This window comes from Acetobacter sp. UBA5411 (genome assembly GCF_002409645.1).
GTDB lineage: Bacteria > Pseudomonadota > Alphaproteobacteria > Acetobacterales > Acetobacteraceae > Acetobacter.
In genome coordinates, this window is the sequence record NZ_DHNR01000024.1 from 14488 (window position 1) to 31192 (window position 16705).

Sequence of the window (16705 nt, forward strand, 5' to 3'; positions counted from 1 at the left end):
CCGGGTATTTCAGGAGAAACGGACATGGCTGTCGTCACCGTCTCGAAAGATCGCGTGAGTCTGCTTGCGGATTTCCATCCCGAGCTGGCCACGCAGTGCGGACGTTTCAAAGGCCGCTGGCAAGGCAAGGCTGTCGGCTGGACGTTTCTTATCGACCATGAAGAGAACGTCCGCGGGATCTGCCGCACGCTCTACGGCGTGGACGGCACGCCGGAAGCCTGGGCCGATCAGTGCAACGTCCATGTCCAGGTCGAGGAGCGCGATATACGCGCGCCCGTCTGGCGGCAGTTCAACGCCGACATCTTTCTCGGCGGTCGCCATATCGCGGGCGTATTCGGCCCGCGTCAGGCGCTCCGCACCGGCAAGGGCGTGAAGTTTCTCGAAGGCGCCCCGTGCTGCGCGCGCGAACACGGCGCCTACCGTCTGGCCGTGCCGGACGGCGCGGTGATCGAGATCCGCAAATATCCGCGTGTTGCACTTGCGTTTCTCAGCGAGGCGCTGCGCGGGCACGGTGCGCTGAGCGTCGCCTAAAACAGCCCCAGCTGCATCGCAGGCCGATTGACGACTGGAACACCGGCGGCGACACCGTGCTTTTTCATCAACACCTCAAGCATGGCGCATTCATGGGCTTCTTCCTCGTCGCGCGCCTGCTTCGCCCAGGCTTCGACCAGAAGATTCTCGCGCACCCGCTGGCCGATTTCGCGCTCGACGTCCGACCACGTGAAGGCCGGATCGCCCCAGAACGGGTAATCCATCATGCGTTCAAGGAACGCATGGCGGGTCTTCGCGCTTGCAAACCATGCCGATCTGAAGCCCAGAGAATTGAAATGAGCAATATGGCTCCACATCTGGGACACGCGCCCATACAGCGCCTTGTTGAACTTCTCGGCCGGCATGCCCTGGGCGAGAAAGCGCAGGATGGCATTGCCGATCCGGGCTTTGTCAGCCGCGCTACTCCATTTGGTGGGCGTGAACTGGTCCGCTACGAGGGGCGGCGAGCGCAAGCGCTCGCACAGGATCGGGGCCGCGCTCATGCTGCCCGGCTCCGGTTGCGATACCAGTTATGAAAGCGCGTCACGTCGGGCAGATCGGGATAGCGACCGCCTCCCATCCCCTCATCTTCCATCTGCGCCAGCATCCGCACCGAAATCCGTGAGCGCTTATCGTTGGCAAGGCATCGCACCAGGGCGAGATGCGAGCGCCCGCTGATATAGCGATCCTCCCAGAACCCCGTGACGGGATTACGTACGGCGGCCGCCAGGGTGCCATTGCAGAACCCCTCCACGATCCACGGCACCGTCCGGTAAGGACGGCCGGAACGTGGGCCTGGAAAGCGAAAGATCGAACCCAGCGCGACGGTGCCGACACGCAGCGGATTGTGCCCGCCCTGAAAGGGCGAGGTATGATACTGACGCAGCATCGGAAGTCTCCTGAAACACAAAGACCGCCTCAAGGGCGGCCAAAACAGACAAGCGGTGACGCCTCAGAGGAGGCTGATGAGGTCGTCGATGTCGGGGAGAAAAAAGCCCGGTCCCACGATCAGGACCGTGACCAACCCCATGAAGAGCATGAAGCCCATGACGCCGAAGATGATTTCTCGCGCATCGTTGCGTGTGATCGGAAAGCTGCGCTTGGACATGGTGTGGATCCTTTGTTTTCTCTGGACCCTTCCCGCGCAACCGGGCGTTGACGGCCAATGCAAAGCCGACGCATCGCGTCGGCACCGCAGGCGCGCGCAGCGCGGCGAGGAGCCACGCTTTGCATTGGACGGCAAGGCCTGGTGCGGCCTTCTCCCGCTTGTCTTCCTTCTCCTCCCTTTTAGTCTTTTCCTTATCCCTCAGTCCTGCCACTGCACCGGAAACCGATCGTCGATGTCACCGTCGCGGTCGAACAGCACCCAGTCACATCCGGCCTCCTTGGCGTAGGCAAGGATGGCGTAGAGCCCCGGCGAGGCGTCGTCATGGATGCTCTCCAGCTCGTCGGGCACCGAGACGAGCCAGCCATAGGGTCCGGACAGGCAGGCCATGGAGCCGCTCTGGCCCTTGGTGACGAGGTATTCCTCAAACTCCAGCGTGTCGCCGCGATCCAGATGCGCGGTGCTCAGATCGAGCACGCGCCGCACATTGCGTGGCTGACGGGCAACCGGAAGAGAAACGACCGTGGCGGTATCGGACATGACAGGCTCCTTTGAGCGTGGTAGTGAGAGATGAGCGCCACACACTCCGCCCTGTTCGTGCGACTGTGCAGCGTTTTTCCGAAAAATCGGCAGCGACGATGCAAGGTGTGTCAGAAACTGTCACACCGGTCCGGCATTCTCGCCGAACGCGCCCGCAGGCATCTGCCAGTGTGAGGGGGCGCAAAGCACCCGTCCGCGCCAGCGGCGCGAGAGCGCGCGACGCACCAGATCCGGTCTTGCCAGCACCGGGGCGAACACCTCGCCCGTATCGGCAAGCGCCGAGAGATCGCGATCGCGGCGGATCGTGCAGCCAAACGCGCGCTCCCACGCGCACAAACCGGCGAAGCGTTGACCATCCATGTAGCGCAGCGTCGCCGCCTGATTGGCCGACATGAAAATGCACGTCAGGCAAGACAGCCGCCCGAAACCCAGCCGATAGGGCAGAGGTGCGATCACCCCGTGTCTGTGCAGACATTCCCACACCTCGACCTCGCTCCAGCCATGCACCGGCCGGTAGTGATCGACATGACGCCGCGCGCGTCCGTCCCGCAGATCCGAACGGTGCGGTTCGAAGGCCGCATAGCGGGCGCGGTTGGCGGATTCAGCGGCCCGCTCACCGGTCACGAACAATGTGCGCGCGTGGTGAAACCGCGCCTGATTGCGCAGCGCCGTGTCGGCAACCATGATCTTGGCGTAGGGCGAGCACCAGCGCACCGACAGGTTCGCCGAGACCTGCGGAAAGCGTCGGCGCGTGTTGCGCGGGCCGTGTCCGCCCATCGTCACGCGCCCCTTGGGCGTGTCGAACCAGACGGGCGCGGTTGGCGCGTCCTCGCGCAACATCTCGCGCACGATCCCGCCCTGACGGGCCGAGAAATATAGTTTTACGCGCAGTGCGTCGGCGAGATGGCTGCCATAATCGGTGACGTGCGGCCAGTCGAACACGTCGGCCTCGTCATCGACCAGATGGTGCCACCACTCGATACGCTCGGGCGGCACGCCGCATTCGAGAAGATGCAGCGTGCAGGCCAGGGAATCCTTGCCGAAGGAACAGGCGACGATGATGTGGTCATAGCTCGCCAGATCCGGGCCGCTCACAGCACCCGGCTCACGGGCGCACCGGTCAGGACCGGGAGCATGTGCGGCAGAGGCACGCCCGACAGGCGCAGCGGCTTGGTGTGCCGTCCGTCCCATGTCAGACGCTCGCACGGGCGCAGCAGTCCGGCCGCCTCGGCGGCCCGATCCCGTTTGATGCACACGGTTTCATTGCCTCCCGAGCGGCGCTGGCACGGCTCGCCCGCGTCCGCGCCACAGCCCGCGCAGGGCAGTGTCAGCGCCGGGTCGCCATGCTCCCATTCCATCCCGCAGCGGTGACACTGCACCGGCTCGGATGTGCAGATCCAGCGTGTGGGCTTGCGGAAGGTAACGCTACGGGGACGTGTGGATGAGGCCGCGTATGCCATGGAAACATTCTCCTCTCTGAATGCTTCCCCGCAGGCCGGGAGCGGCTGGCCGGGTCACGCGCGGCGCCTGCGCCGGCACCGCAAAGCGCGCGCAAGCGCGGTGCGGAGCCACCGCTTGACGCGGACGGACGCTTCTGGCCGCTCCCTTCCCTGCTTTATCCTTCTTCCTGTTTCTCTCTCTCCCGCTCTTCCAGACGCCGCAGAAGCCAGCGGCAGGCGCTGTGCGCGTCCATCTGTGTCGGATCCGCCAGAACCCGCTCCATGACCCCGAGCAACGCGGCGGTCTCGGCCGGTCCGGGCTCGAACCATGCGCTTGCGCCGAATGTGGCGATCTCCTCGTCGGTGTCGGGGTGTTCCACCTGGGCGACGATCTCGTTGTGAACAAGATCGTCGCAGTCGAGATAGGCGGCTCGCCCATCGGGCAGGATCACGGGCCGCATGCCGCAACTCTCCACATCGTCAGACGCCGCATCGAGAACGATGCGCGCGGCGTCCTCGGCGCAGGGCGCGTCGATCAGAAAGGCGGCGCTGTCGGCCTGAACGGAACGCTCAATGATCCGGACACGAAACTCAGGCATCTTCCAGCTCCTTCACCAGTTCGTACTCGCTCAGGGTCGTGGCACCCGTCCATGGATCGAGATGGCTAATCATCTCCTTGCCACAGACGTCACCGGCAAGACCGTGGCGGCGAAGATACGCCAGCCGCTTGCGGGTGATCTTCGGAATGGCGGTGCGCGTGGTAAAATCCGCGAGTGCGGCATCCATGTCGGGATAGGGGCCGTGCCAGTCACGTGCGTTGACCGGGTAAATTTCGGGCGTGCGAAGCAGCACGGTGCCATCGGGTCGCGCGCAGGTCTCGACAACGTGACGTCCGATATTACGGCGCATGATCGGGGGAGCGTCAGTCATTTCATCCACTCCCCTCATGCAATCTCGGGCTGCAGCGCAAAGGCTTCCACCACATCGTAAGGATGCTCGTGCGCCTCATACCCGACGCGCAAAACCTCGGCCTTTGCGAAGTCGAGCAGCATCCGCTTGCCGTGAGTCTTGCGTTGCACGGCGGCATTGGCCGCACGGAGCCATCCGTAAAAACCCAGATGACTCTGCGCAGGTTCTACGAACTCGTCGCTCTGCTCTGGCCACCAGAAGGGCGCCTGCCCGTCGATCTGGAACGGCGTCTCGCCGCTGCCCCACATCCGCACACCCGGCTCACCGTTATACGCTCGTGGCTCAGGATGGATGACGTGCGTCCAGCGTTCGAGATTGAGCTGTCGATGCCTTCGAGCAATCTCGAACCCTAATGGTTTGCGAACACCCCTCTCACAGCCGATGAATATCGCAAACGAGCGTTGGGGCGCATGACGGGCAACCGTTTCGCCATACTGCTGCACCTTGTCCGCAAACTCGGTCACATCGTCGGCGAATATTGTGGCGGGTTGACCAAGTTCTATGTCACCGGCGCTTTTGAGGATTTGGCCGTGAGGCACAACGAGGCGATAGACAGGTAAGGCGGACAATGTGAAACGCGGCATGTCGGGTCTCCAGACATGAAAAAGCCGCCTCGAAGGCGGCGTGAAAGGAAGGATGGCGAGGCGGGCTTCAGAAGTCGGAGAAACCCTCTTCCTCCAGCGCTGCACGCACCACGTCCCCGGGCGGCTCCTGAGCTTCGTAGGAATCCCACCAGCACTGATCGGGAAGATCGAAGATGCCGACACCCGCGATGCGGATGCAGATGCGATTGGCCTCGCGCAGATAGCCGTAGAAACCCAGATGGCCGGCTGCGTATTCCGCCGTCGTGGAACACGCAGACATTTCCGTGATCGCGGGCTGGCCTTCGCGCTGAAAAGGCTCGTGCTCGCTGCCCCAGCGCAGGACGGGCGGTTCGCGGGTAAGGCTGTCGGACATGATGGACTCTCCAGAAACGAAAAAGCCGCCTCAAGGGCGGCCGGGACAGACGAAAGAAGGGGGCGCTGTCAGTATTCGCTGGGCAGAAGCACCACGCGGCCAAGGCCCGCTTCCCTGAAGGCGAACAGCTTGATCTCGGTGAGCGGGAAATCGGTGTATTCGATGTCCTGACGGTAAATCTCCTGCTCACGTTGCAGTCCTTTGCCGCCGTCGGTGCAGACGATCACGCCGCGATGCTGTTCCAGATCGACGCTCAGCGTCCAGAACTGCCGCTCTTCGGCGCGCATGGACGGCAGAGACTGCACGCTTGCAAGCACGTCCAGCAGCCACGCCGCTCCGTTGCTGGCGAGAAAATGGGCGCCATCCGTCAGCACAAGCCCGCCAAGCCAGCGGTAATACTGCGTCGTGCCCGTGAACTGTGCCAGATCGTTACGGTTGATGGCGTGCGTCGAGGTCAGCGTTTCAGACATGGAAACTCTCCGTATGAGAAACAGGTTTTAAGAATTGACGAACGCGATCAGTCTGCGACCGGCGCGTTGGGATCGTGGTAGAGGCTGATGTAGTCGGCGTGCCCGAACACCGTGTTCCACGGCGTGGCGACGACGGTGCTGCAGTCGTTCATGAGATCGTATCCCGAGCCTCTGAAGCGGTCGGTGATCTCTTTGACGTCCGCTTCGGCAGGCCCGCACTCCCAGCACACGGTCAGACTGCCGTAGTGGCGCTTGCGGACCCGGAAACGGGTCTTTGGCCAGTGCTTCTTCAACAGCACGCGCAGATTGGCCGCAGCGAGCGTGCCGCTCCCCTCGTCGCCCTGCTTGAGACGGGCGAGTTCCGGATCGGTCTGCAGGCGCGCTACCTCGGCGTCGAACGCGGCTTTGTCTTCGGCTTGTTTGCGGCGTTTTTCCGCTTCACGGGCTTCCGCCAGCGCGTCCAGACGCGCCAGTTCGTCAGCATCGGCAAACCCGTCCTCGCGCGCATACACCGTCCACTGCACGCCGCGCAGGATCGCCTCGGGAAGCCTCAGGCTGCGCTCTCCGCCGAGAAACACGATGTCGTAGCTGGCCGAGCCGCCCGTCATGATCGCGCCTCGTGAAAGCGCGCGAACCGGTTGACGACCAGCCTCCCCATGCACGGCCTTCACATAGCCGCGTCCGCGATTGTAGAGGATCGTGGAGACCATGGTGCCCACCACCACGGGGTTTTCCGATACCGACATTCTGTGCTCCTTCCAGCATCTTTTCCTGATACCTCTCCAGAGGCCATGGGCCGGGGGCCGGAGCAGACGCGGCGCGCAGCGCCGGGATCGGAGCCACGCGCAGGCCGCGCAGCGGGCGAGCATGGCGAGAACCCACCGTTTGTGGAGGACGCCGGACTGTGGCGCCCCCTTCCCTCCTTCTTCTCCTTCCTTTGCTTTTCTGCTTTTCTCGTCACCTGTTTTCAGGCGGACGTCTTACGGACACCGGGCCGTGCGCGCTTTGGCTTGGGGCGCGGCGCCAGATACGGCGTGCTGATGCGTGACGGCGAGACATTCATCCAGAAGCGACCACCCGCAGTCGCCTCGAGAGCCTTGCGGATCGCATCGGCGCCGAGAAACTCTGCGCCGTCGTCACCGCCAAAGGCGGCCGCCTTGACCTCATACCAGTCGTCCGGATGTTTCTCGGGATCGGCTTCGACAGCGTATGCCACGAGGTTCGCTTTGCCGTTTTCATCGGGCAGGGCGGGACACCCATTTGACATCAGATAGATCCCCTGATCGCCCACCAGCATCAGACCCGCTGGGACTTTCGTGCCGTCGATATCGCTGGGGGCAGGATCTTGCGTGGTCACACCCGCTTTCAGAAAGGCCGGATCGTAGAGCTGCTCAAAGGTGGGTGAATGCTCTGTGGCCGCTTCGGCATGCGCCAGCAGACGCGCCACAAGCGCGTGATCGAAATGCAGTTTCATGAAAAATTTCCTTTCTGTGGCCTCAGATGAGGACACAAAAAAAGGGCGACACACGCATGTGCATCGCCCCTTGCAAATCTTGGTCAGCTATACAGTCATCACAGCGAAGTGCTCGGGCATGACGCGGGCAAGCTCGGTCAGCTCTGTCGGAATGCGTGGATCAGCATGGGTGTCGGAAACGCGAGTTATCGGAGCCTGTTCATCCGTTTCGGCCTCGTCTGTGGGCTCTGCAGCCTTACCCGGTGTAAGATCTTCAATTCCATCCGCATCGCTGTCCTCCACGTCAGCCTCGCCGAAATCCCCGTCCTCGATTAGTTCCTCGTTCCCTTCATCATCCTCCTCAATTCTCGCTTTTAATCTCGCCCTCGCGGCCGCGCTTTTGGCCTTTCGCGCCAGTTCTTCCTTCCAAGCGGCGATCCCTTCCCCGAAACCCGCCGCCTCGGGCACCCAGCGGCCTTCGCCGACGTGGCCCATCAGCGCCTCGCGCATGGCCTTGCCGGTCGGCTTTTCTTCCAGCCCCTCGGCCTTCACCGCCTTTGTGATGCCCGACTTGCTGTAGGTCTTGAGGAACGCCTCAAAGGCCATGTTCGGCATGTGCGCGTCCGCGCCGAACAGCACGCCGAGAAGCTGCGCCGGCAGACCGCTGCCGCTGTGCATGCTCACCTCGCAGTTCATGAAGCTGCCGAGCACCTCGAGCGAGGCCTTACGCAGTGTAGCCGGATCGCGCACCAGCACGCCCTCGGGAAACACGCGGCCGACCGCCCGCTCGCGCGCGGACACGCCGCCATAGGGATCGTAGGTGTGATCGCCATCGACCTTCACGTTGTTCGCGCTGAGCGCCAGCAGGAACGCGCCCACCAGATCCCACGGATCCACGTCCTCACTTGCGCCCGCGAGCGCCTCGCGTAGCGCCTGCGTGCGAATCTCGCCTATCAGCTTCAGGCCTGTCCCCGAAATGTCGGGCCGCTCCTTTGGCGCGGTCGAGGCCGGAACGGTCGTGACATTCAGCGAACCTGCCGCACCCTCCTCTCCTGCACGAACCGGGCGAGCGCGCATGTGGCCGCTCCTGATCTCGAGCGTACCTGCATGAACCCACACAATCGGTATATCGCCGTCCTGGGTGTGCTCCCAATCGTTCACCTGCCGATACTCGTGCGGAGTTATCGCTTCCCCATAGTGGTTTGCTCCGACGAACTGACCACCTTCAGGCAACGTCTTTTCTGCCCACAGCTGCTGCGCCTTGAACATGGCCGGAAAGCTGGTGCAGTAGCGATTATCCTGATCGCCCTGCCCGAACAGATCCTCTTCCCAGACGACACCCGCTTCTTTCGCGGTGGCCTCGTCAAAAGCGAAATCTCGGGCATACAGCTCGGTGCGATCGAGCGCCTGCACAAATTCGGACCACTCAAAATACTGAAAATCGTCTGCCGTCAGATGGTAATCTGCCGGATCGCTCTCGCTCTCTCCGCTTTCCGCCCACACCTCGGCCCAGACGTCACGCTGGCGCTCAAGCGGCGTGCGGGCAATCGCGTTGCGTTCCTGAAAGGATGGCCCCATGCCGGCGTCGATTGCCGCGATGATCGGTGCGTGCATCTGCGCAAGCAGGGAAAGCCCGCGCAGATAGCCCGGCGTAATCATGAAGGCCCGGCAGATCTCCGTGTCACTCGCACCTTTCTCACGCAGATCGACAACACTTTTCCACTGGTCTGATTCCGACATGCTCTCTCGCACCATATTTTCTGCGACAGCGGCCATGGCGTGCGTTTTTTCGTCTCCATCTCGGACGTAGACGTCAATTTCCGGAAGCTTGGCTGCGATACAGGCGCGCACGCGCCGATGGCCGGCGACAATCATCAGGCGTCCGTCTTCGAGTTCACGCACACACGGCGGCTGGATCTGCCCAATAGTCTTCGTGTTAAGGGCCATCTGATGATCCGCACGCACGTCTGTAGCGCTACGACGCGGATTGTGGGGGTTGGGAACGAGCGTTGTCGGATCCACGCGACGAAGTTCCGCCATGGTCATCTCCTTGATTTCAGGGTTGCGAGGCTGTCTTTTTTCTCTGCCTCATGCTTTCCGCGACGGCGCAGACGGTGGGCCGGGGCAAGGGCGCGCGTGCGCGGCCCCGGAACGGGGCGCACCCTTGCGGCGGACAGACGGCCTGTGGCGCGTCCCTTGCCTTCTTCTCCTGCCCTGTCTTCTTTTTTCTTCTGGCAACGTCCGTTTTCAGAATGCCAGTGCGAGTGTGCCTGTGCTCAGCTGCTTCGCCAGCGGTGTCGCGTCGTATTCATGACCTGTTATCTGAGCACGATTGTAGATCCGCCGTTCATCCAAATGCTGCCAGGAAAACAGGAGGGCCGCGTCGCGCATGTCGCGCAGAGGGAAAAGCGTCCACTGGAGCCGGTCGCCGACCCGCTCGGGTCGCCGTTCTTCGAGACACGCGATCAATGTGCTGAGTTCCTTGTGCCGCCACTCGCTATCGACAGTCTGTGGATCGGGAACATTCAGTGTCACGGAGCATCCAAGAAGACGTCCAAGCGTTTCGGGCGCAACGGCCGCGTCCACAATGTTGCGGTAACGGCGAATAAAGGTCTCGGCCTGTGTGTCACGACTGCCCGACAGCCGCAGACCGCCGCCCTCGCACCACGCTGCGGTTTCAACAACCGTTGTCATGACCTGGTATTTTTTGCCGCTCGCCATCAGGCTCCAGTCGCGCACTCGTATTTCCACGAGGCGGTTGCCGCGATACTGCTGGACTGTGAGATTGTTGTCGCCGCCCAGCTCGAAGAGCAGAAACTGATCGTCGAACAGGCGGGTCTGGGGAAAGGCCTCGCGCAACGTCTCGATGGGGAAGCGTACGGCGATGGCATCGTAAGCGATACGATGGGACATGATCTGTATTCCTGATGTAAAATTGGGGAAATGTCAGCGTTCTGGTTAGCGCAGCACAAACCAGTGCCGGTGCCACTCGGCCGTGGGATCGGCCGCGTTGATCCCGTCAGCGATGTGCTGCGCCAGGGCGTGTGTCGGCACCGGTTCGGACAGTTCGTGCGCGTGCGTGCCGTCCACCACGATCCACCAGCCAGCATGTTGCCCGTATATCTCGGCGTCGTTCGCAAGTTGCCATGGCTGGGCGTCGATGGGAGGCGCGGGCGCGAGTGGTTCCACCTCCCGGGCACACGATCCCGGCACGGCCTTTTCCACACTCGCCCGGAAACGACGGCGAACATCCCGGTTGCGATCACAAACAGTGGGCCGTTCCGGGCCATTGATCGCGCGCACGACGTCATCGAGAAGCCGCTCGCGCACATTGTCCACGAGATCGCCAGGGGCGACCGAAACGGACACCAGATACCCATCCCGTGCCGCCTCGCGGACGGCGGGTGGAAAATGGCTGAACGTGCCCTCGAACACGCGCGTGAGCACGCCTTCGAGGGCGGTTGCGGTCATCGGATCAGTCATCCTCAGACTCCCCATCCATGACACCCAGCTCCCGCAGACGATCGGTATCCTCGAGCCGGACAATCTCGAAATCATCCGACCGATGCGCGAACTCTCCAGACCTCACCTCTCCCACTGTCGCATGGAAGCCGTCAGGCCAGATCACAATGTCGTCTCGATGGTGCGCAGTCATTTCTGATTACTCCTTTCCTTATGCTCTCCGCGACGGCGCAGACGGCTGGCCGGGGCAAGGGCGCGCCTGCGCGGCCCCGGAACGGGGCGCACCCTTGCCCCGGACGGGCGGCCTGTGGCGCACCCTTCCTCCCCTTCCCTGCCCTTCTTCTTCCTGCTTTTCTCAGGCCACCTCCTCGACCGGCTCGGTGGTCTCAGCCGCACTGTCGTCATTGGCGGTCGCCTCTTTCAGCGCGGCTTCCTCCTCCTTGCCCGAGGCCTCGAGATCCGCATCCAGCGCCACCAGCTCGGCCAGCTTCGCCTCGAGATCGCCCGCCTCTGTGAACGGCAGGCCCTGACGCGCGCGATAGGCTGGCAGGCGACGCTCGGCCTCTTCGAGGCTGCGGCGCGCGTTCGCCAGATCGCCGTCGAGGCGGAGCGCTGCGTGCTCGATGCGCGAGATCAGACCCAGTGGTTTCGTCTCGCGGTCGATCTCGATGTCCACATCGCCTGCGGGCGTGTCGAGAAACACATAGGCTTCCACGTCGGGTTTCCCTTTGTTCGTGGAGAAGAACTGGCTCTCGCGCGCCTCGCACACCACCTCGAAGCCCGCGATGCGGCCCATCACCCAGCGGCCTTCCTGCTTCTCGCGCTCGGCAAGACGGGCCTGCGAGAGGATCCACGCGCCGGCCTTCTCGCGGCTCTCCACCACGCCCCGGTCACGATGCAGCGCGAACGCCTCGCCTTTCGTGGAGACGCGCTGGGCGATCGCCGCTTCCAGCTTCGGAATGATCGACGTTGCCGTTGCGATGTCGCGCTCCGCGTGCTGGATCTGACGCCGCACGTTGAACTGGTCGTCGTAATGCGCCGCCTGCAGGCGCTCGAGACGGGCGATGTCGGCTTCCAGCCCTGCTTTCTGGATCAGGCGCATGTCGCCGGACGCCAGCGCCTTGGCCATCGCGAAATCGTTGCCCTCGCCGCCCACGTCCTCAATGCGTCGGATCGACCGGTCTCCCGACATGGCTAGACCTATGAAGCGCATTTTCCGTTCAAGCAGCTGCCAGTTGGTGGCGTCCACCGAGCCCTGCTGCGCGTAGGCGTAGATCTGGATTTCCGCGTTCTGGTTGCCCTGTCGCTCGATGCGGCCCTCACGCTGCATGATGTCAGCCACCAGCCAGGGCACGTCGAGATGATGCAGGGCGATCAGCCGCTGCTGGGCGTTCACGCCCGTGCCCATCGTGGCCGTCGAGCCGATCAGGATCCGCTTGCGTCCGGCGTTGAGATCGCCGAACAGCCGCAGTTTCGCGGCCGCCTTGTCGTAATCCTGCATAAAGGCGATCTGCTCGGCCGGCACGCCCATGCGGATCAGTTCCGAACGGATCCAGACGTAGGCCGAAAAGCCGCGCTTGCCTTGCGCGGCTTCCGTTCCAAGATCGGAGAAGATCATCTGCACTGCGCCCGGCAGGTCGTAGGGACGATCGGTGTCGGGATTGGTGTAGCGGTTGGCCGAGGTCTCCTGCCAGATCGCGAATACCTTGCGGATCAGGACATTGAGCTTCGAGCGGTTATCATTGGCCGCGAACGGATCGACAAACCGCAGGTCTATGGCGCCGAAGCGGGCATCGTTCATCACGCTCAGGATGATGTCGTCACCCTTCTGCGGACGACCTGTGCGCTCTTCAATCGCCTTCATCCGCCATGCCAGCGTCTTCTGAAAAGCCTTGAATTCAACGTGATTGTCTGCGACCACGATCTGGCGTTTGCCGCCCCTGACATCGGGCAGCTTGACGTATTTGCGCAGTTCGTCGGACTGCACCACATCGGCGAAGTCGCGATACATCGCGATCAGGTCGGCGACGTTGACGAACTCGGTAAAGCGCGTGACCGGCTTGTATTGCCCGTTGGGCTGCAGTTCCAGTTCAGTGCGGGTCTCGCCGAAACTGGCCGACCAGGCATCGAACTCGTGCAGATCGCGCGCTTCCAGGGCAGCAAGGTTCATGTAGCGGCCGACATTCCACAATTCGGCGATCGTGTTGGTGATCGGCGAACCTGACGCCATGATGAGCGGCCGCGTTGGATCGTTTGCTGCCAGATAACGGATTTTCACGAACAGATCCCACGCGCGCTGCGAACCATTGGGATCGACGCCGCGCAGGTCCGCCTGATTGGTGGCGTAAGACAGCTTGCGGAAAAGCTGTGCCTCATCGACGAGAATCTGGTCGATACCGATCTCGCCCATGTGCAGCAGATCGTCCTTGCGCGCGGCCAGTCCTACCAGCTTGTCCTCCATCCCCTCTTTCATGCGCTCGATACGCTTGCGCGAGATGCGATCGTCCTTGTCGATGTCGGTGAGCAGGGTCTCGTAGGAGGCGATCTGACTCTCGATCATACCGCGCTCGAAATCGGCTTCGACGGGAATGAACTTGAAAGCGTCATGGGTGATGATGATCGCGTCCCAGTTCTCCGTGGCCGCACGGGCGATAAAGCGCTGGCGTTTCGCCTTGACGAAGTTCGTCTCGTCGGCGACCAGAATGCGCGCTGTCGGGTAGAGCATCAGGAACTCTTTCGCCATCTGCGCCAGGCAGTGGCCGGGCACGACGATGCACGCCTTGCTGATAAGCCCGAGGCGCTTCTGCTCCATCACAGCCGCCGCCATCGAGAAGGTCTTTCCCGCCCCCACAGCGTGCGCCATGTAGGTGCCCCCCGAGGCGATGATCCGCCAGATCACGCGCTTCTGGTGCGGGCGCAGGGTGATTGCGCTGCTGGCGCCGGGCAGCCGGAGATGCGAGCCATCGAAGACGCGGGGCACGAGATTGTTGTAGGTCTCGTTGTAGAGCTTCACGAGGCGGTCGGAGCGATCGGCGTCCTGCCACACCCACGTCTCGAAGGCGCGCTTGATCGCTCCCAGCTTCTCCTTGGCGGCCTCTGTCTCCTGCGTGTTCAGCGTGCGTCTGTCGTTCCCGTTCTCATCCTTGAAGTGATCCCAGATCTTGGGGATGGACTGCGTGAGCGCGTCGTCGAGCAGATCGGCCGCATTCCGCCGCTCCGTTCCCCAGACGGATGTCGCCTCGGCCTTGCCAAAGAACGGTGCGCGGTCGATGCTCCAGCACGCTACCGACGCTGTGTGATGGATCGTGGTTTCCACGCCGATCACCTCGGAGACGAAGGCTTCGATGTCGGCGACCGGCAGCCACGGCGCGCCCAGACGGGCGGTGATTTCCGAGGGCCGCAGGTCTGACGGCTGCACGCCCTCGAGGGCGGTGACCGTGCGGGCGAAGCGCGGATCGCTCTGCGCCGCCTCACGCGCGCGGACCAGCTTGGTTCGCACTGCACCCGAGAGCATCTCGTCGGCCGTCACCCAGACGTCCCTGCCCTGCCCGCTTTTCTCAGCGTCGAGATAGACGCAATCGCCCAGCTCCGTCAGCGCATCCGCCTCGCTGCGGCCCAGAAGCTCGGCGATCAGCGCAAGATCCACGCGGCCGGTCTCGTGCAACGACACCGCCAGTGCGTCGTGCGCGCCGTGGATCTCCGGCTCGCTCGGCGCGTGAATGACGCGCTCGGAGAAAATCGGCCCCATGCGCCCGGTGTCAGTTGCCTCGTCGTAGTCCTCGATCGACGCGACCAGCCACACATCCGGATCGTCCACGAAAGGCTGGATGTTGGGGCGGCGCTGGGTCTCACGCTTCGCGCCAGTCTCGGGATCCTCGCGCACACTGGTCCGCGTATGATTGATTGGACCGAACTCACGCACGAAGGACAGATAGGCGGTCTTGAGCTGACGCTGCAGCTCGCCATAAGGCTGATTGGCCATCTGCGCGCGCAGGACGGCACGGGCGCTATCGCGCACTGGCACCAGCGCTGAGATGATGCGACCGTGCTTGGCGAAGATCCCCTCGGTGGAACCAGCCTTGCGGATCGCAACCTTCTGGGCCTGCCCGTCGATGATCTGGTGCAGCGTGCCCTTCTCGACGAAGTAGCTGCCTTCCTTGAGATCGGCGCCGGTTGCCGCCGTTCCGATCCGCACGCCGTCGCCTGCCGGCCGGACGATCCGGCTCTCGCGTGGCGGCAGGAAATGCACGTTGGGCGCGATGCGGTTGAGGGCTTCCGGAAGCAGGACGTCGAGCCCGGTATCCTTGCGGGGCGCACAGGTGTATCCGGGACCGAACTGCGTGGTGGTCCAGGCGTGCGTGCCGAGCATCTGCGCGGGATTTGCGAGAAGGTAGCGATTGACAATCAGCGGGCCATTGCCCTCATCGCTGTCGGCTATCTCGCCCGTTTCAAGCCAGGTCTCGTCGCCGGGAGCCTCGCCGATCTCGCGCTTGCGGAAGGCCAGCACGTCCACCACGACGTCCGTTCCCGCGTCGTCGCGCATCGCGCCCTCGGGCAGCCTGACCGCCCCCAGAAGATCGGCGCTCTCGGCAATGGTCCGGCGTGCCGTGGGATCGGTCTTGTCCAGCGTGTAGCGGGATGTCACAAACAGCGCGATCCCGCCCGGGCGCAGCGCCTCGATGGAGCGCGCGATGAAGAAGTCGTGCAGGCTCAGTCCCAGCTTCTCCAGACCTTCGCGGCCATGCACCGACCGGTTGGAAAAAGGCGGGTTGCCGATGGCGAGATCGTAGCCCTGGATCAGCTGGGCGCGAGTAAAGTCCTCACTACGGATCCACTGGTTCGGATAGAGTTTGCGGGCGATCCGCGCCGAGATCGGGTCGTTCTCGATCCCGGTGAAGGCGATCTTTCCCTCGAGCTTTGCCGGGCGTGCTGCGATAAACAGGCCGGTGCCGCAACCGGGCTCGAGCACGGAACCGCCCCGAAAGCCCATGCGCTGGGCCATGTCCCACAGCGAATGCACGATCAGCTCTGGCGTGTAGTGGGCATATTGCGTGGCGCGCTGCAGCCCGGCCCGCTCGCTCTCGCTGGTCAGCCGCGTGAGTTCCGAGGCGACATCCTCCCAGCCCTTGCGCACCTCTTTTCCGGGTGCCGGAAACAGGCCGTTGGCCAGCTCACCCGCGCCAAAGCCGGTAAAGCGGGCCAGCACGTCCTGCTCGGCCGGGGTCGCGTTGCGGTCCTCGCGCTCGAGCGCGGCGACAAGCGCGATCGCCGCGACATTGGCCTCGGCGCGGGCCTTCCAGCCGTGCGCCAGACCACGCACGCCGTCGAGGCGGAAATCGCGCGCGGGGATACGCAGGGGTTCGGCTGGCGCCGGGGCCACCTCGGGGATGGGCTGATCGTCGTCGAGTGACCACAGGGCGGCGAGGTCGCCAGAGAGGGCGGTGGTGTCGAACAGGCTGAACTGCTGGGAAGACGCGGACATGACGCACTCCGTCCAAACGGCAGCGCCCGACGCCTCTCGCGAGGGTCGGGGTGCCAGATTTCGGGGATGACCGGGATTGGCCGTCAGGAGCGGAAAAGGGGCTGACCTTTCGGTCTCACCTCATTTCTTCTCCCTGATGCCTTCGCGGCAACCGGGCCGGAGTGGGGGGCGCAGGTGCGGCGCGCAGCGCCGGGATCGCAGCCACGTGCAGGCCGCGCAGCGGACAAGCCTGGCGAGAACCCACCACTTGCGCCGCACGCGCCGGGCTGGTGCCACCTTCTGTCCTTCTGTCCTTCT

The 16705-nt window shown here is 63.5% G+C and carries 19 protein-coding genes; 1 reads left to right on the plus strand and 18 read right to left on the minus strand.

Translation table 11 applies throughout. The features are described 5' to 3' along the window. The first annotated feature begins 24 nt into the window (after window positions 1-24). Window positions 25-531, plus strand: a complete 507-nt coding sequence (locus B3759_RS07470) for a hypothetical protein (protein ID WP_291365156.1) — start codon at window positions 25-27, stop codon at window positions 529-531. On the opposite strand, the gene B3759_RS07475 is transcribed toward B3759_RS07470, so the two are convergent. The 18 genes from B3759_RS07475 to B3759_RS07560 all read right to left on the minus strand — a co-directional run bounded on the left by B3759_RS07475 (window position 528) and on the right by B3759_RS07560 (window position 16408). Beyond that, the gene (locus B3759_RS07475; RefSeq protein WP_291365158.1) at window positions 528-1034 is read right to left on the minus strand and encodes a hypothetical protein; all 507 of its coding nucleotides are present in this window, start codon (window positions 1032-1034) and stop codon (window positions 528-530) included. The genes B3759_RS07470 and B3759_RS07475 overlap by 4 nt on opposite strands. Continuing rightward, a complete protein-coding gene (locus B3759_RS07480) occupies window positions 1031-1420 on the minus strand; it encodes a hypothetical protein (protein ID WP_291365160.1) in 390 nt (129 codons plus the stop codon). Before B3759_RS07480 ends, B3759_RS07475 begins: the two co-directional genes overlap by 4 nt. 63 nt (window positions 1421-1483) lie before the next feature. Further along, window positions 1484-1639: a hypothetical protein gene (locus tag B3759_RS07485; protein WP_166318541.1), complete on the minus strand. Its 156-nt coding sequence runs from the start codon at window positions 1637-1639 to the stop codon at window positions 1484-1486. A 198-nt stretch (window positions 1640-1837) separates the two neighbouring features. Continuing rightward, window positions 1838-2176, minus strand: a complete 339-nt coding sequence (locus tag B3759_RS07490) for a hypothetical protein (RefSeq protein ID WP_291365164.1) — start codon at window positions 2174-2176, stop codon at window positions 1838-1840. Between the two features lie 120 nt (window positions 2177-2296). After that, on the minus strand, window positions 2297-3271 hold the full coding sequence (locus B3759_RS07495; protein ID WP_291365166.1) for a phosphoadenosine phosphosulfate reductase family protein: 975 nt from the start codon (window positions 3269-3271) through the stop codon (window positions 2297-2299). Continuing rightward, entirely contained in the window at window positions 3268-3636 is a 369-nt protein-coding gene (locus tag B3759_RS07500) for a hypothetical protein (RefSeq protein WP_166318550.1), read from the minus strand. Before B3759_RS07500 ends, B3759_RS07495 begins: the two co-directional genes overlap by 4 nt. A 155-nt stretch (window positions 3637-3791) precedes the next feature. After that, complete coding sequence (locus B3759_RS07505; protein WP_291365169.1) at window positions 3792-4214, minus strand: hypothetical protein; 423 nt, start codon at window positions 4212-4214, stop codon at window positions 3792-3794. Continuing rightward, complete coding sequence (locus B3759_RS07510) at window positions 4207-4545, minus strand: hypothetical protein (RefSeq protein ID WP_291365171.1); 339 nt, start codon at window positions 4543-4545, stop codon at window positions 4207-4209. Before B3759_RS07510 ends, B3759_RS07505 begins: the two co-directional genes overlap by 8 nt. Before the next feature lie 14 nt (window positions 4546-4559). Further along, window positions 4560-5168 (minus strand): hypothetical protein, encoded by a 609-nt coding sequence (locus tag B3759_RS07515; protein WP_291365173.1) that lies wholly within the window; start codon window positions 5166-5168, stop codon window positions 4560-4562. A gap of 67 nt (window positions 5169-5235) precedes the next feature. Further along, window positions 5236-5541, minus strand: coding sequence for a hypothetical protein (locus B3759_RS07520; protein WP_291365174.1), 306 nt, complete (start codon window positions 5539-5541; stop codon window positions 5236-5238). Between the two features lie 68 nt (window positions 5542-5609). Continuing rightward, window positions 5610-6011, minus strand: coding sequence for a DUF6876 family protein (locus tag B3759_RS07525; RefSeq protein WP_291365175.1), 402 nt, complete (start codon window positions 6009-6011; stop codon window positions 5610-5612). A 47-nt stretch (window positions 6012-6058) separates the two neighbouring features. Beyond that, entirely contained in the window at window positions 6059-6757 is a 699-nt protein-coding gene (locus B3759_RS07530) for an LPD29 domain-containing protein (RefSeq protein WP_291365177.1), read from the minus strand. A gap of 221 nt (window positions 6758-6978) precedes the next feature. After that, entirely contained in the window at window positions 6979-7485 is a 507-nt protein-coding gene (locus tag B3759_RS07535) for a DUF3085 domain-containing protein (RefSeq protein ID WP_291365179.1), read from the minus strand. Between the two features lie 87 nt (window positions 7486-7572). Continuing rightward, window positions 7573-9504, minus strand: a complete 1932-nt coding sequence (locus B3759_RS07540; protein ID WP_291365181.1) for a ParB/RepB/Spo0J family partition protein — start codon at window positions 9502-9504, stop codon at window positions 7573-7575. Window positions 9505-9711: 207 nt separating this feature from the next. After that, window positions 9712-10377 carry a hypothetical protein gene (locus tag B3759_RS07545; RefSeq protein WP_291365183.1) on the minus strand — a complete coding sequence of 222 codons (666 nt, stop codon included), beginning with the start codon at window positions 10375-10377 and terminating at the stop codon, window positions 9712-9714. Window positions 10378-10422: 45 nt separating this feature from the next. Continuing rightward, window positions 10423-10947: a hypothetical protein gene (locus B3759_RS07550; protein WP_291365185.1), complete on the minus strand. Its 525-nt coding sequence runs from the start codon at window positions 10945-10947 to the stop codon at window positions 10423-10425. Beyond that, window positions 10940-11119, minus strand: coding sequence for a hypothetical protein (locus B3759_RS07555; protein WP_217411710.1), 180 nt, complete (start codon window positions 11117-11119; stop codon window positions 10940-10942). Before B3759_RS07555 ends, B3759_RS07550 begins: the two co-directional genes overlap by 8 nt. A gap of 162 nt (window positions 11120-11281) precedes the next feature. After that, on the minus strand, window positions 11282-16408 hold the full coding sequence (locus B3759_RS07560; protein WP_291365189.1) for a DEAD/DEAH box helicase family protein: 5127 nt from the start codon (window positions 16406-16408) through the stop codon (window positions 11282-11284). Window positions 16409-16705: the final 297 nt, after the last annotated feature.

Excerpts from the sequence above, each read along its gene's own strand:
- B3759_RS07560 (WP_291365189.1), bottom strand. The coding sequence starts at position 16,408 with ATGTCCGCGTCTTCCCAGCAGTTCAGCCTGTTCGACACCACCGCCCTC.
- B3759_RS07470 (WP_291365156.1), top strand. The coding sequence starts at position 25 with ATGGCTGTCGTCACCGTCTCGAAAGATCGCGTGAGTCTGCTTGCGGAT.
- B3759_RS07540 (WP_291365181.1), bottom strand. The coding sequence starts at position 9,504 with ATGGCGGAACTTCGTCGCGTGGATCCGACAACGCTCGTTCCCAACCCC.
- B3759_RS07480 (WP_291365160.1), bottom strand. The coding sequence starts at position 1,420 with ATGCTGCGTCAGTATCATACCTCGCCCTTTCAGGGCGGGCACAATCCG.
- B3759_RS07500 (WP_166318550.1), bottom strand. The coding sequence starts at position 3,636 with ATGGCATACGCGGCCTCATCCACACGTCCCCGTAGCGTTACCTTCCGC.
- B3759_RS07535 (WP_291365179.1), bottom strand. The coding sequence starts at position 7,485 with ATGAAACTGCATTTCGATCACGCGCTTGTGGCGCGTCTGCTGGCGCAT.
- B3759_RS07490 (WP_291365164.1), bottom strand. The coding sequence starts at position 2,176 with ATGTCCGATACCGCCACGGTCGTTTCTCTTCCGGTTGCCCGTCAGCCA.
- B3759_RS07555 (WP_217411710.1), bottom strand. The coding sequence starts at position 11,119 with ATGACTGCGCACCATCGAGACGACATTGTGATCTGGCCTGACGGCTTC.
- B3759_RS07505 (WP_291365169.1), bottom strand. The coding sequence starts at position 4,214 with ATGCCTGAGTTTCGTGTCCGGATCATTGAGCGTTCCGTTCAGGCCGAC.
- B3759_RS07530 (WP_291365177.1), bottom strand. The coding sequence starts at position 6,757 with ATGTCGGTATCGGAAAACCCCGTGGTGGTGGGCACCATGGTCTCCACG.
- B3759_RS07485 (WP_166318541.1), bottom strand. The coding sequence starts at position 1,639 with ATGTCCAAGCGCAGCTTTCCGATCACACGCAACGATGCGCGAGAAATC.
- B3759_RS07510 (WP_291365171.1), bottom strand. The coding sequence starts at position 4,545 with ATGACTGACGCTCCCCCGATCATGCGCCGTAATATCGGACGTCACGTT.
- B3759_RS07550 (WP_291365185.1), bottom strand. The coding sequence starts at position 10,947 with ATGACTGATCCGATGACCGCAACCGCCCTCGAAGGCGTGCTCACGCGC.
- B3759_RS07525 (WP_291365175.1), bottom strand. The coding sequence starts at position 6,011 with ATGTCTGAAACGCTGACCTCGACGCACGCCATCAACCGTAACGATCTG.
- B3759_RS07515 (WP_291365173.1), bottom strand. The coding sequence starts at position 5,168 with ATGCCGCGTTTCACATTGTCCGCCTTACCTGTCTATCGCCTCGTTGTG.
- B3759_RS07475 (WP_291365158.1), bottom strand. The coding sequence starts at position 1,034 with ATGAGCGCGGCCCCGATCCTGTGCGAGCGCTTGCGCTCGCCGCCCCTC.
- B3759_RS07545 (WP_291365183.1), bottom strand. The coding sequence starts at position 10,377 with ATGTCCCATCGTATCGCTTACGATGCCATCGCCGTACGCTTCCCCATC.
- B3759_RS07520 (WP_291365174.1), bottom strand. The coding sequence starts at position 5,541 with ATGTCCGACAGCCTTACCCGCGAACCGCCCGTCCTGCGCTGGGGCAGC.